Raw genomic sequence first — 14,572 nt, forward strand, 5'->3', positions numbered from 1 at the left:
CTTCAAAAGAAAATCAAAGTCTTGAAGATATATTTCTTGAGCTCACTGGTGGAGACGAATTTGAAGAAATCATTGATGAACTGTGAGGTGTGATTGATGTCTGATATATTATATATACTAAAATATTCATTAAAAAGTAAAATAAGACCAAGAAAAAATAAAAAAGGAGAATACAAGAAACAAGGAGTTACTGGAACATTATTGAGTTATCTTCTTCCACCGATAATATTTGGAATAATAATAGCACCTTTATTTTATATAACATTTAAAGATTTAAATATACCTTTGTCTACACTGGGAATAAATATAGATTATACATTTACGGATTTGATTTATTCTATGACTTTTATGAGTTTAAGCCTTTTATTTATAATTAATTTTGCTCCAGCTATAATTATTAATTTATTTGGAAGTGAATTTACTTCTGTATTATTAACCATGCCAATAAAAAGAACAAGTATATTTTATTCTTATGCAATAGATAGTTTATTAATGGCAGGAATGCCAATAGGACTTTTTATTCCCATGGTAATTACTTATTCGATGATATCAAAAGTAAACATCTTTATGGCCATTATTTCTATGATATTTTATATATTATTATTGTTATCTATATCTTTTTTAATAGGTATATTTATGTCAAAAATAATGGGAAAAACAACTGCAAATAGAGTATATATGATGACATATTTTTTAGGAATATTTTTATTTGTTTTTGCAAGTAATTTTTTTAGTCCTCAAAAATTTAATACAGAGAATATTCAACAAATAGCTCAAAATTTTGAAAATGCTGGCAACTTTTTTTTAAATAATTTATGGCCTCATAAATTATTTATTGATTCAATGTATGGTAATATAATACCCTTTGGAATTATTGTTTTTCTTAGCATTATATTGATATATATAAATTATAAAATTATAAATAGTTCAGAATTAATATCAAAGTCTAAAAAATCAAAAAAACAACAAAATATAAAAATAAAGAATATAAGAAACCCATTTTTAAGAAAAGATACAAAATTTTTAATGAGAGATTCACAATCATTATTTTTAATATTATATCCTATAATACTTCCAATAATATTCTTTTTTACGGGGCAACAAATATTTGAAATAATAACAATGGTTTTTATCTTTATAGCTTCATATTATGCAGCTTTTTTAAATGTTTCTTTATTAGTTGAAGAAGGAAAAATATGGCCTTTGCCAAAATTATATCCTATTGATACTCAAAAATTAATAGAATTTAAAGCAAGAGTTCCAATAATAATATTTTCATTAGAATATATATTAGTAACGATAATGTCTTTTTTTGTATTAAAAATATCTTTGATATATTTATTTTTAATAATTCCAGTTATAATTCTTATATATTATTCTACAATACTTGGAACGAGACTTTATGTTGAGAATCCTAAAAGAGATATGAAAAATAAAAATGTTTTAACTGGAAGAGAAGTATTAAAAATAGAGACTATAACCATGACATTATCAGCAGGAATTTTCATACCTATATTCATGTATAAACTATATACTATGAATCCTTTTTGGATATTTAAAAATATGCCAGATATATTAAATAAATTTCTTTTAATAGGAATACCAATAATTATAATGATTATAAATGTATTTATGATAATTTCAGAAAAAAGGAAAATAAAAACAAATATGATAAATTGGGAGTAAAATAAATTGCAGAATTAGTCTGCAATTTATTTTTATATTCTAAAAAAATGATATAAATGTTATAATAAAAAAGAGGTGATAAAATGAAAAAATTATTAAAAAATGCAAAAATTTTAAAAAGTGCCGATGGATCAATTGAAAATAAAGATATAGTTATAAACGAAGATAAGATTGAAAATATATATTTAAATGGTGAAATAGAAGATGAAAAAAATTTTGAAGTTTTTGATTTAGAAAATAAATTAATAGTTCCTGGTTTTATAAATTCACATTCTCATACTATTATGAGTTATTTTAAAGGAAATGCAGATGATATGAGTTTTAAAGAATGGTTATTTGAAAATATGTTACCAAGAGAAGAACTGTTGACACCAGAAATGGCATATTATGGATCATATATTTCTCAATTAGAAATGATAAAAAATGGAATAACATCCTTTGCAGATATGTATATGTTTACAGATCAAATAGCTCAAGCTGCATTAAAAACTGGAATGAGGGCTTTTATAAGTAGAGGTCTTTCATATGATAATGAAAAAGGTTGGCAAAAAAGAATAGACGAAAATATAGAAACTTATAAAAAATATAATAATTATTTTGGAAGAATAAAAATAGGTTTTGGGCCACATGCTCCTTATACTGTTAACCATGAAAAACTCAAAGAAGTTTCTCAATTAGCAAAAAAATATAAAACTCATATACAAATACATTTACTCGAATCAGAATGGGAAAGAAAAGAATATAACCTTAAAAAAATAGAAGAAACAGGATTATTTGATAATCCTACTATCGCTGCACATTGTGTTTATATTGATGATGATGATATGCATGTTTTATCAAGAAATAATGTAACAGTTTCTCATAATCCATCATCTAATTTAAAACTTGGAAATGGTATATGTCCATTAACAAAATTATTTGAAAAAAATATAAATATTACTCTTGGAACAGATGGATCGGCAAGTAATAATTCTCTTGATATTATGAAAGAAGGTTATATAGCTTCACTTTTACAAAAAAGCAAATATGGACCTGAAAAAATTAAAATTAATCAAATATTAAGAATGATGTGGGAGAATTCAGCATATGCTTTTGAAGAAAAAATTGGCAGAATAGAAAGTGGTTATAAAGCTGACATAGCCGTATTAGATTTAAAGAATATAGAATTTCAACCTTTAGAAGATAAAAAAATAAAATCTCATCTTATATATTCAGCCAATAATTCTAATATATGGGGGACTATGATCAATGGTGAATGGAAATATTATAATAAAAAATTGATAAATATAAAATTAGAGGAGGAAAAAATATATGAAAATTTTGCTAAATGGCATAAAAAACTCGAAAAAGACTTTATTAATAATAATATTAGTAATGACTAACATCATCATGTTTTCAGAAAAATTTGAAGATTTAATAAAATTTTCACCATCTAAATATCAAACTAAATCAAGAGAAATAACAAAAGGTGGAAAAGTTCTTGAAACAAATATAGATGATGAACAGGATCATTTGAAAATTGAACTTTATTATAATAAAGAAATATATACAATACATATTGTTAAATTTAATACACTAACTAATTTAACGAAATTCTGGTATGATTTTGTAGAAGACTATGATGACGACGGTATAAACACTGTTATTTCAGCCGTACCATTATTATATGGGAAATATAATTCTTTATATAAAGAAGATATTTTAATGTCCTGGTTTGTTGGTGTTGATAAAATATTTTATACAGTTTATGGACCTACAAAATCAGTAGTAGATGATTTAAAATATAGAATTAATAATTTTAAATGAAATTAGGTGTAAAAATATGAAGTTATACAACAGATTAAGCCGATATTTAAAGGGAAAATATGGAGAGAGAGTTCAAAGATTACCTATTAATGGAGGTTTTACATGTCCAAATAAAACAGGTGAAAAAGGTAGAGGCGGTTGTATATATTGTGATTCTTCTGGATCAGGTTTTGCATCTTTAGTTCCAGAAAAAAGTATAGAAGAACAAATAAAAGCTATGATCAAAAGATATGATGGTAGAGCAAACAAATATATGGCTTATTTTCAATCTAATACTAATACTTATGCTTCTATTAAAGTATTGAAAAAAAAGTATGATCAAGCTTTTATAGATGACAGAATAATAATACTTGATATATCAACAAGACCAGATTGTGTAGATGAAGAAAAATTAGACTTGATAGCTTCATACAAGCAAAAAGTAGATGTAATGATAGAATACGGGGTAGAAAGTTCTAATGAAAAAACTCTTAAATTTATGAATAGAGGACATAATTTAAATGATGTTTATAAAGCAACAAATATGGCAAAAGAAAGAAAAATAGAAGTCATACATCATTATATAATGGATTTTCCCAAAGATAGTGTTGAAGATATAAAAAACATGGCAAAAATATGTAATGAATTAAAAATAGATGGTGTTAAATTACATTCTTTATATATAACAGAAAATACAAAATTAGCAGAAATGTATAAAAATGGAGATATAACTCCTTTAACTATTGAAGAATATGTTAATAGAGTTATAATATTTTTGGAAGAATTAAATCCAGAAATTGTAATTCATAGATTAGTGGCAGAACCGCCTATTGTTGGAACAATACATGGAAATTGGGGATTATCAAAATCAAAAGTTTTGAGTATCATAGAGAATGAAATGAAAAAAAGAGATTCATATCAAGGTAAAAATTTTAAATAAAATATTATAAATTAAGTAAAACGGATGATCGCAGATGAATAAATCATTTGAGGAAAGTCCAGACTCTAAGGGCAGGGTGCCAGTTTAAATACTGGAAGGAGAAATCCTTGGAATAGGGCCATAGAAAAGAAACCACCTTTTTTTAAAAGGTAAGGATGGAAAGGCGAGGTAAGAGCTCACCAGTGTCAGGGTAACCTGATAGCTCGGTAACCCCCACCTTGAGCAAGATCAAACAGAAAAGTTAAAGTTGCCCGCTAAGTATTTAATTATACTGCTTTTCAGGTAGATCGCTTAGATAGATGATCATCTATTACAGAATCTGGCTTATAGTTTTACTTGAAAAAACTCCCTACGGGGAGTTTTTTAATTAAAAAACAAATGTTCGATTAAAATTTTTGAACCTATAAATATTAAAATAAATCCACCAAAAACTTCCATAATTTTTCCAAATTTTTTACCAAAAAAACAACCACATTTAATTCCAAATAAGGATAATAATGAAGTTATTATTCCTGTTGAAATTGATGTGATTATTATAGATTTTTTTAGTACTGCAAAAGCAACACCAATTGCCATAGCATCTATACTTGTTGCTATTGAAAGAAGAAATATATTTTTGCCTTTAGTTGGATCTTTGAGGTTTTTATTAAAAGAATCTTTATTAAAAGATTCAACTATCATATTTACTCCCAAGTATATGAGCAAAGAAAAAGCAATCCAATGATCAAAAGCTTGAATATATTTGCTAAATAGACTCGCTAAAAGATATCCTGCAATAGGCATAATAAATTGAAAAAAACCAAACATAAAACTAACTTTTAAAGCTTGTTTTTTTGTGACATTCAAAATTGAAATGCCTAAACTAATAGAAACAGCAAAAGCATCCATTGCAAGTGCGGTTGGAATGAAAAAAAAGTCCATTAAAAAATCTCCTCCTGTCTAATAAAAAAAGACTTTTGACAGGTAAAAACCTATCAAAAGTCTCGCAATATATTAAAAAATATATGATAAAACCAGGCAATTAAGCCATTATGTTGATTTTATCTCCTTAAAAGGCAGCTACTCCCTTTCAACAAATGTATTATAACATTAAAAATCATAAAAATTAACAGATAATTTTTATCTGAATAAAAAAGACTCCTTTAAGGAGTCTTTTAATAACTTAACTTTAATTTTCTACTTTTAATTTCATCTTTTAGTGTATTTATAAAATCTTCAACTTTTATATTATCTACATTATTATTTTCTCTTGTTCTTATATTTATAAAATCACTTGAAAGTTCTTTTTCTCCAAAAACAATCATATATGGTATTTTTTTCATTTGTTCTTCTCTTATTTTATATCCAACAGTTGAATCAGATATATTAAGGCTAACCCTTATACCATGTTTTTTTAATTCTTTGGCAAATTTTGTAGCACCATCATTATATTTTTCTGATACAGAAATTATTGAAACTTGTTCAGGAGACATCCATGTAGGAAATGCGCCGGCAAAACTTTCGATTAAAATACCAAAAAATCTTTCAATAGAACCAAATATAGCTCTATGTAACATAACAGGTCTAATCTCTTCATTGTCTGGATTTACATAAGTCATATTAAATCTTTCAGGCATTTGAAAATCTAATTGTAAAGTAGCACATTGCCATTTTCTTCCTAAAGAATCTGTGACATAAAAATCTATTTTAGGACCATAAAAAGCACCATCGCCTTCATTTATTTGAAATTTAGTATTAGATTTTTCAAGTGCTGTTCTAAGTGCGCTAATGGCTAAATCCCAAGTTTCAACATCACCCATATGATCTTCTGGCATGGTAGACAATTTAGCTTCATATTCAAATCCAAAAACAGAATATAATTCATCGATTAAATCCATAACACCTATTAATTCATCTTGAATTTGATCTTTAGTACAAAAGATATGAGCATCATCTTGAGTAAAAACTCTGACTCTAAAAAGTCCGTGTAAAACTCCACTTCTTTCATATCTATGAACTTTACCAAATTCAAACATTCTAATAGGAAGATCTCTATAGCTTTTTATATCTTTATTGTAAATAACTATATGTCCTGGACAATTCATTGGTTTAACGGCCATTTCAGTATCTTCTTTTTCTGTAAAAAACATATTATCTTGATAATGATCCCAATGACCTGATTGATGCCAAAGATTTACATTCATTATTTGAGGAGTTTCAACTTCAAAATATCCATACTTTTCATGTATTTCTCTTGAAACTTGTTTCATTTCATTTAAAGCTATAGTTCCTCTTTCTAAGAAAAAAGGCATGCCTGGGGCAACATCTGTATCTATTGTAAATAGACCTAATTGAGGTCCAAGTTTTCTATGATCTCTTTTCTTTGCTTCTTCAAGTAAATGTAAATGCTCATCCAATTCATTTTTTTTAGTAAAGGCTGTTGCATAAATTCTCTGTAACATTTTATTATTTTCATCACCTTTCCAGTAAGCACCAGAAACCGATAAAAGTTTAAAATGTTTTATAAATTTTGTAGAAGGCATATGAGGGCCTCTACATAGATCTATAAAATCTCCTTGTTTATATATAGAAACATTTTCATCATTTATAGAATCTATTAATTCAAGTTTATAAGGTTGATCTTTAAAAAGTTCCTTTGCGGAGTCTTTTGAAACGATACTTCTTTTTATGGGGATATCTTCTTTAACTATTTTTTTCATTTCGCTTTCAATTTTTTCAAAATCATCTTCACTTATCTTTTCTTCAAGATCAAAGTCATAATAGAAACCATTTTCAATAGTAGGTCCAATGGCAACTTTTACATTATCATATATTCTCATAACAGCTTGTGCCATTATGTGAGCAACAGTATGTCTGTATATTTTTGGCGCATCATCATCTTTGAGCGTTATTATACTGACTTCAGAATCTTCTTCAATAGCAGTATCCAAATCTTTTAATTCACCATTTATTTTTGCACCAATAGAATTTCTAAAAAGGCCTTCAGAAATCGATTTAGCTATTTCAGAAGCTTTTATTCCGATTTCAAACTCTTTAATGCTTCCATCTGGCAGTTTTATTTTAACCATATTAATCACCTCTATACTGATCTTCAGAAATTTTTTTGTTTAAAAAAATAAAAATATCCATTATAAAAAAATGATAAAAAATATTTTTATAGGGTATATATAATTCGTTTTCCAATAAAAAATTTTTCAATAAAATAGAGTTTATATAAATAAAAATTATAACAAATAATAAAAAATAAAAAATATTTATATAAATAAAACTTGCAACAAAAAGTAAAGCAATACTTATTACTGAATAAATTATTAAAAATATATTAGATTTAATATCATCATCTTTTTTTAAATTTTTTTCAAAAGAATAAATACCAAACAGAAAAATAAATTGAGTTAAGGTAAAAAGTATAATGCTTAAAATAGAAAAATTGCCACTTAAAGTACTATCAACGAACCCAGACAATAAAGCTAAAATAAAAAATGAGCTAAATAATAAATTTATTCCTTTCATACAACACCCCCATAAATTAAATAGAAAGATTTTCTAATTTAATCATTAAATCATGTTCTATAAGTTTGTCAAGTATTTCATCTATTTCTCCATCCATTATACTTTCAATTCTATAAGTAGTATAATTAATTCTATGATCAGTTACTCTATTTTGAGGAAAATTATAAGTTCTTATTTTTTCAGATCTATCGCCTGTACCTATTTGATGACGTCTTTCAGAAGAAATTTCTTTCTGTTGTTCTTCTAACTGTTTTTCAAATAATTTTGCTCTTAAAATATTCATAGCGGCTTCTTTATTTTGATGTTGAGATCTTTCACTTTGATATTGAACAACTATACCTGTTGGTTCATGTGTAATTCTAACTGCAGAATCAGTTTTATTAACATGTTGACCACCAGCACCTCCAGCTCTATAAGTATCTATTCTCAAATCATTATCATTTATATTCACATCTATACTCGTAACTTCTGGTAATACAGCTACTGTTGCCGTAGAAGTATGAACTCTTCCAGAAGATTCTGTTTGTGGAACTCTTTGTACTCTATGAACGCCACTCTCATATTTTAGTTTCCCATATACATTTTTTCCTTTGATTTTTATTATGGCATATTTGAGTCCACCAATTCCATTATCATTTACATCCATAGTCTCATATTTCCAATTATTTCTTTCGGCATATCTTATATACAATCTCATCAACTCAGAAGCAAATAAACCTGCTTCATCTCCACCAGCACCAGCTCTAAGTTCCATTAAAATATTTCTTTCATCATATTTATCAGAAGGTACTAATAATTTAATGAGTTCTTTTTCTAAAGAATCTTTATTATATTGTAAATCTTGACTCATAGAATTATACTCTTCTTCATCGAGCTCATGAGAATTGTACATTTCAGATAAAGCAGATATATCTTCATTAACAGTTTCAAGATCATTATAAAGTTCTTTTAGCTGATTTAGTCTTGTATGTTCCATACCATATTTTTGTAAACTCTCTGGATCAGTTATTATATCTGGATCAGCGAGTTTAATTTCAAGTTCTTTAAGTTTTTCTAAAATACTATTTTTGAAGCTTAATAAGTCCAAAACACTCCCTCCAGTCTGTTTTTTATAATTATATCATATTAATTTTTAATAAAATATATTCTTTTGAAAGAATATTGTAAATATAAAAAATAAAAGGCGCTGAAGTCTATTCAGCGCCTTGATAATTATCAAATAATTTTACAATGACAGACATACAGCGTCATTGTAAGGGCGCTGAAATCTGGTAGTGGTATTAAATTTTTTTATAAACATTTTATACATAAAAACCACCTCATCATCATAATATATAGATTATAACATTCATTAATTAACATGTCAAATAGAATTCAATCCAGCACTATTCAAAAAATTCCAAGGTTTATTGAAATTGGGTTGAAAGAAAAAATCAATAAAAGCTAAGTCATCAACTTTCATTTTATTTTGTATAAAAACTGATATTGTATTAATCGATTGAGTTAAATCTTCTTTAGAAATTATTTGAGCTCCAAGAATAATTTTAGATTTTTTATCATATATCAACTTTAACAGAAGTTTAGAATAAGTTGGCATAAATTCAGGTCTGTTATTTTCTTTTATTATGGTAGTTTCAATATCAATACCTTTTATTTTTGCCATACTTTCATTTAATCCAGTTGAAGCAATTTTATTATCATAAATTTTAATACCAGAAGTACCTTGTGTTCCTTTGTAAATTATTTTATCTTCAAAAAGATTAAAAGCAACTAAAGTACCCATTCTTACAGCATTTGTTGCTAATGGAATATATTCATAAGTATTTGTAGGATTATATTTAACAGCACAAGCATCTCCTGCTGCATAAACATCTTTAACATTTGTATGCATATATTCATCTACTATTATAGCTCCATTTTCCATCATTTTTAATTTATTTTTAAAAAGGTTTGTATTAGGTTTAAACCCTATACATAAAATGACCATATCTGAGTCATAAGAATTTTTGTCTGTTATCACTTTTTTTACAGAGCCTTTATCATCCTCTTCAAATTTCATAACAGTTTCATCAAGCCTAAGATTTATACCCTTATTTATCATAGATTCTTCAGCTATACCTGTAATTTCTTCATCTAGGTATTTATTTAATATTCTTTTTTGAGTATCTATTAAAGTCACTTTTTTACCAAGTTTTTCAAAAGCTTCTGCAAGTTCAACTCCTATATATCCAGCTCCAATAACTGTAATATTTTCTGAATTTTTTGATTTATTTATGATTTCATTAGAATGATTAAAATTTTTTGATAGAAGAATATTTTTTGAATCAATACCCTCTATATCGGGTATTATTGGCCATGAGCCTGTTGAAATCAAAAGTTTATCATATGAATCTTCGAAAATTTCATTTGTTTTGAGATTTTTAACTTTTAAAACTTTTTTATCAAAATCTACATTTAATATTTCATGAAGCATTTTTGTATTAACTCCCATACTCTTTAATTCATCTGGAGAAGAATAAAAAAGACCTTGTGGATCTTCAACTGTTTTTTCAATATATAGAGCTATGCCACAAGATAAAAAAGATATATTATCATTTTTTTCATATACAGTTATATCAATATCAGAATAAAGTTCCTTAGACTTTTTTATAGCCGCCGTTCCTGAATGAGTACATCCAATTACCACTAATTTCATAAAAACGCCTCCTTAAAATATAAGTGAAAAATATAACTTTTTTAAATCATATAAAAGCCGATTAAAATTATCTCAATTAAATTTTACATTTTTAAGTAAAAAAAGTCAATGTAATATTTTGTAAAGTTATAAAAAATTACATAAATTAAAAATACATTTAATAAAATAACTAAAATATAATATAAAAAGTATTCTAAAAAAATTGTATATATAGTATAATTAAAAGACTATATTATAAGCATTATGAGACTTTAAATGTTCTCATAAATTTTACATTATATTACTATCTTTTAAAAAAAAAACCAGTAAAATATATTGGCCGAGGTGATATAAATTGCTTAATGAAAATTTAAGTGATAAAAATTTGATAATTAATACTGAGAGATTTGAAAAAAAAATAGAAAAAAGTGTTATAATTAGTGATTGGAAAACAATTCAATTATTAAATGAAGAATCAGAGATATTGTCTCCGATAAAAGTTGATTTTAAAGTAGAAAAGGTTAGCAATGGTTTCATAGCTAATGGGAGAATTAATACTGAGTTAAAATTGAGTTGTTCAAGATGTTTGAATGAATTTAATTATAATATTGAATCTGATTTTGAAGCCTATTATATAAGCAAAGATTTTGAAAAGAGTTTGTCTAAGATAGAACATTTAAATTCATTAGATAATACTATATATTATGATGGAATTAATATAGATTTGACAGAAAGAATTATAGAGGCTATAATATTAAAGGTTCCGGAATTACCTTTGTGTAAAGAAGATTGTAAGGGATTATGCCCAAATTGTGGAATAGATTTAAATGAAAATCCAAACCATAATTGTGAAGAAGAATATGTAGATCCAAGATTTGCAAGTTTATTAAATTTATTAAAAGAAGATAAAGATTCAAAATAATAAATAATTTGATATATTTAGAGGAGGTATAAACCTATGGCTACACCTAAACAAAAACCATCAAGAACAAGAACTCACAGAAGAAAAGCAAAATTTTATTCAGCAATAAAAGTAAATGTAGTTACTTGTCCTAAATGTGGAGAACCTAAACTCCCTCATAGAGTATGTTTGAACTGTGGTACTTACGGTGACAAACAGATACTTGAAATAGGAGAATAATTCAATGTCAAAAATCCGTATTGGATTAGACTTATATGGCGGCGATAATGCGCCCGAATCTACGATTCAGGGCGCAATTTTTGCATTTGAAAATAAATTTTTGGAAGATGCAGAACTTGTTATAGTTGGAGAAACAACTGAAGAGGATAAGAAAAAACTACAAAAATATAATGTGAGTTATCTTGAAGGGAAGAATTTAGTAGATAATACTACTAAACCGACACAAATTTTAAAATTAAAAGAATCATCTATATATATTGGATGTCAGAATATGAAAAATTCCAATTTAAATGCCTTTGTTAGTGCTGGTAATACTGGAGCACTTTTAACTGCTGGAACTTTTGTAGCTGGAAGATTAAAAGGAATAAAGAGACCTGCCCTTGCATTGGCTTTACCAGGTAAAAATGGAAAACCAAGAATATTAGTAGATGCTGGTGCTAATGCGGAAGTAAAAGCAGAGCATTACTTTGATTTTGCAAGAGAAGGGATTGCATATGCAAAATTTTTGGGTATTGAAAATCCAAGAGTTGGAATAATAAATATTGGTACTGAAGAAGAAAAAGGGCCACAATTGGTAAAGGAAGCAGCTGAAGTTTTAAAAGAAAATAATATAAATTATATAGGTTTTGTTGAAGCCAGAGAAATTTTTGATGACAGATTCGATGTGCTTTTAACAGATGGCTTTACTGGAAATAACATATTAAAAACTATTGAAGGTACTGCATATTATATATTGAATGAATTAAAATCATCTATAAAGTCTGGAGGATTATTTACAAAACTTGGAGCTTTAATGATGAAAGGTTCTTTATATTCTTTGAAAGGTAAAATTGATTATAGACAGTATGGAGGAACATTTTTTCTTGGAGTGAATGGACATTTAGTTAAAGCTCATGGTTCTTCGGATTCAGAAGCTATAGCAAATGCATTATATGTTGCTTACAAAGCTTCAAAAGAAGATTTATTGTCTAATATACTTATTTGATTTCCAGGGGGTTTATAAATGTGTGGAATAGTTGGATTTATTGGAAAAAATGTTAAAATAAAACATTTAATAAACGGACTTGAAAAACTTGAATATAGGGGATATGATTCAGCTGGGTTATCTTTTATAGAAGATAATAATATAAGTATTTATAAAAAAGAAGGTAAGATAAAAAATTTAAAAGAGTATGTAGAATCTATTTTGGAAAAGGATATTCAAAATGGTATAGCTCATACCAGATGGGCTACTCATGGAGGAGTTTCTGATGAAAATTCTCATCCTCATACAGATCAAAAAAAAGACATAGCTATCGTACATAATGGTATAATAGAAAATTTTCAAATATTAAAAAAAGAATTAATAGAAAAAGGACATGAATTTTTTTCACAAACTGATACTGAAGTTATAGCACATTTGATATCTGAAAATTATTCCGGAAATTTATTTGAAGCTGTTTATGAAACTAAAAGAAGACTTGAAGGAACTTATGCTTTAGCTGTCATACATCGACTTGAACCCAATAAAATAATAGTTGCCAGAAAAGGATCTCCATTAGTTCTTGCTAATTCAAAAGACTTTACAATGCTTGCTTCTGATATAACTCCTTTAATTAAATACACTAAGTATGTAAATTTTCTTGAGGATGATGAAATTGCTGAATTAAATTCAGAAGGTTATACCATATATGATGGTAATAAACAGATAATAAAAAGAAATGAAATCCATATAACCTGGGATGAAACTTTAGCAGAAAAGTCAGGATATGATCATTTTATGGAAAAAGAAATAAATGAACAACCTCAATCCATAAAATCTGCTTTAAGTGGAAGAATAAAAAATAATGTACCAAATCTCGTAGAACTTGAAAATATAAAAAACTTTATAAAAAATGATCTAAAAAAAATATATATAGTTGCTTGTGGGACGAGTTATCATGCTGGACTTTCTATGGTTTATCTATTAAATGCATATTCAGATTTAGATATAAATATAGAAGTTGCTTCTGAGTTTAGATATATGAATCCTCATGTAGATAAAAATACACTTGTTATTGCTGTTAGTCAATCTGGTGAAACAATAGATACACTCGAAGGTATAAGAATAGCTAAAGAAAAAGGTGCACATATACTTTCTATGAGTAATGTTGTTGGATCAACAATTCCAAGAGAATCTAATTCAGTTGTTTATATGAATACTGGTCCAGAAATTGGTGTTGCTGCAACTAAAACTTATACAGCACAAATAGCTATACTTTATTTGATTTCAGCACAGATACTTTTTTATAGAGAACAATATAGTACTGAGATAAAGAATATTGTGAGTAAACTTGAAAAAATAGATGAAATTTTTGAAGAGGTTCTCACTACTAAGGAACATATAAAAGAAATATCAAGACAATATGTTAATTATAAGAATATGATGTATGTTGGAAGAGGATTTGGATATACAGCGGCACTCGAAGGAGCTTTAAAATTAAAAGAAATTAGTTATATAAATGCAACAGCTTATCAAGCTGGAGAATTAAAGCATGGACCTATAGCACTTTTAGATGAAGCTTTTCCTGTGTTTGCTATTATACCATTTAATGGATTAAAAGAAAAGATGATAAGTAATATAATGGAAATAAAAGCAAGAAAAGCAAGAGTTATAGCTTTAACATCCAGTGAAGATGAAAGGATAAAAGAGATAGTAGATGATTATATATTAGTTCCTAATATAGAAGAAGCTTTACTTCCTTTGGCAGTTGCGCCTATAACTCAATTATTTTCTTATAATATCTCTATATTGAGACATCTTGATCCTGATAAGCCAAGAAATTTAGCAAAAAGCGTAACCGTTGAATAATAC

The 14,572-nt window shown here is 26.5% G+C and carries 13 protein-coding genes and 1 other RNA gene; 9 read left to right on the forward strand and 5 right to left on the reverse strand.

The features are described 5' to 3' along the window. The first annotated feature begins 96 nt into the window (after nt 1-96). The 5 genes from PWP28_RS06575 to rnpB all read left to right on the forward strand — a co-directional run bounded on the left by PWP28_RS06575 (nt 97) and on the right by rnpB (nt 4,754). A complete protein-coding gene (locus PWP28_RS06575; protein ID WP_308644442.1) occupies nt 97-1,686 on the forward strand; it encodes a hypothetical protein in 1,590 nt (529 codons plus the stop codon). A gap of 83 nt (nt 1,687-1,769) precedes the next feature. Further along, entirely contained in the window at nt 1,770-3,068 is a 1,299-nt protein-coding gene (locus PWP28_RS06580) for an amidohydrolase (protein ID WP_109603721.1), read from the forward strand. Beyond that, nucleotides 2,998-3,492 carry a hypothetical protein gene (locus PWP28_RS06585; RefSeq protein ID WP_109603722.1) on the forward strand — a complete coding sequence of 165 codons (495 nt, stop codon included), beginning with the start codon at nt 2,998-3,000 and terminating at the stop codon, nt 3,490-3,492. The genes PWP28_RS06580 and PWP28_RS06585 overlap by 71 nt, the downstream gene beginning before the upstream one ends. A 16-nt stretch (nt 3,493-3,508) precedes the next feature. Then, nucleotides 3,509-4,411, forward strand: coding sequence for a TIGR01212 family radical SAM protein (locus tag PWP28_RS06590; protein ID WP_308644443.1), 903 nt, complete (start codon nt 3,509-3,511; stop codon nt 4,409-4,411). A 12-nt stretch (nt 4,412-4,423) separates the two neighbouring features. Continuing rightward, nucleotides 4,424-4,754, forward strand: an RNA gene (gene rnpB / locus PWP28_RS06595) — RNase P RNA component class A. A 20-nt stretch (nt 4,755-4,774) separates the two neighbouring features. Here rnpB and PWP28_RS06600 read toward each other — a convergent pair. The 5 genes from PWP28_RS06600 to PWP28_RS06620 form a co-directional block, all read right to left on the reverse strand. Continuing rightward, on the reverse strand, nt 4,775-5,332 hold the full coding sequence (locus PWP28_RS06600) for a manganese efflux pump MntP family protein (RefSeq protein WP_109603724.1): 558 nt from the start codon (nt 5,330-5,332) through the stop codon (nt 4,775-4,777). Nucleotides 5,333-5,565: 233 nt separating this feature from the next. Next, a complete protein-coding gene (gene thrS / locus PWP28_RS06605; protein WP_109603725.1) occupies nt 5,566-7,479 on the reverse strand; it encodes a threonine--tRNA ligase in 1,914 nt (637 codons plus the stop codon). A 1-nt stretch (nt 7,480) separates the two neighbouring features. After that, complete coding sequence (locus PWP28_RS06610) at nt 7,481-7,924, reverse strand: hypothetical protein (protein WP_109603726.1); 444 nt, start codon at nt 7,922-7,924, stop codon at nt 7,481-7,483. A gap of 16 nt (nt 7,925-7,940) precedes the next feature. Further along, a complete protein-coding gene (gene prfA, locus PWP28_RS06615) occupies nt 7,941-9,011 on the reverse strand; it encodes a peptide chain release factor 1 (protein WP_264149860.1) in 1,071 nt (356 codons plus the stop codon). A 276-nt stretch (nt 9,012-9,287) separates the two neighbouring features. Next, nucleotides 9,288-10,619 (reverse strand): FAD-dependent oxidoreductase, encoded by a 1,332-nt coding sequence (locus tag PWP28_RS06620; RefSeq protein WP_109603728.1) that lies wholly within the window; start codon nt 10,617-10,619, stop codon nt 9,288-9,290. 334 nt (nt 10,620-10,953) lie between these two features. Here PWP28_RS06620 and PWP28_RS06625 point away from each other — a divergent pair, with 334 nt between their 5' ends. Genes PWP28_RS06625 through glmS form a run of 4 tightly spaced genes read left to right on the forward strand, consistent with a single transcriptional unit; the run spans nt 10,954 to nt 14,569 of the window. Continuing rightward, the gene (locus PWP28_RS06625) at nt 10,954-11,520 is read left to right on the forward strand and encodes a DUF177 domain-containing protein (RefSeq protein ID WP_308644444.1); all 567 of its coding nucleotides are present in this window, start codon (nt 10,954-10,956) and stop codon (nt 11,518-11,520) included. 36 nt (nt 11,521-11,556) lie between these two features. Then, on the forward strand, nt 11,557-11,739 hold the full coding sequence (gene rpmF / locus PWP28_RS06630) for a 50S ribosomal protein L32 (RefSeq protein ID WP_109603729.1): 183 nt from the start codon (nt 11,557-11,559) through the stop codon (nt 11,737-11,739). A gap of 4 nt (nt 11,740-11,743) precedes the next feature. Beyond that, a complete protein-coding gene (plsX, locus tag PWP28_RS06635) occupies nt 11,744-12,724 on the forward strand; it encodes a phosphate acyltransferase PlsX (protein ID WP_109603730.1) in 981 nt (326 codons plus the stop codon). Between the two features lie 18 nt (nt 12,725-12,742). Further along, nucleotides 12,743-14,569 carry a glutamine--fructose-6-phosphate transaminase (isomerizing) gene (glmS, locus tag PWP28_RS06640; protein WP_308644445.1) on the forward strand — a complete coding sequence of 609 codons (1,827 nt, stop codon included), beginning with the start codon at nt 12,743-12,745 and terminating at the stop codon, nt 14,567-14,569. Nucleotides 14,570-14,572: the final 3 nt, after the last annotated feature.

This window comes from Oceanotoga sp. (genome assembly GCF_030445905.1).
Classification (GTDB): Bacteria; Thermotogota; Thermotogae; order Petrotogales; family Petrotogaceae; genus Oceanotoga; species Oceanotoga teriensis.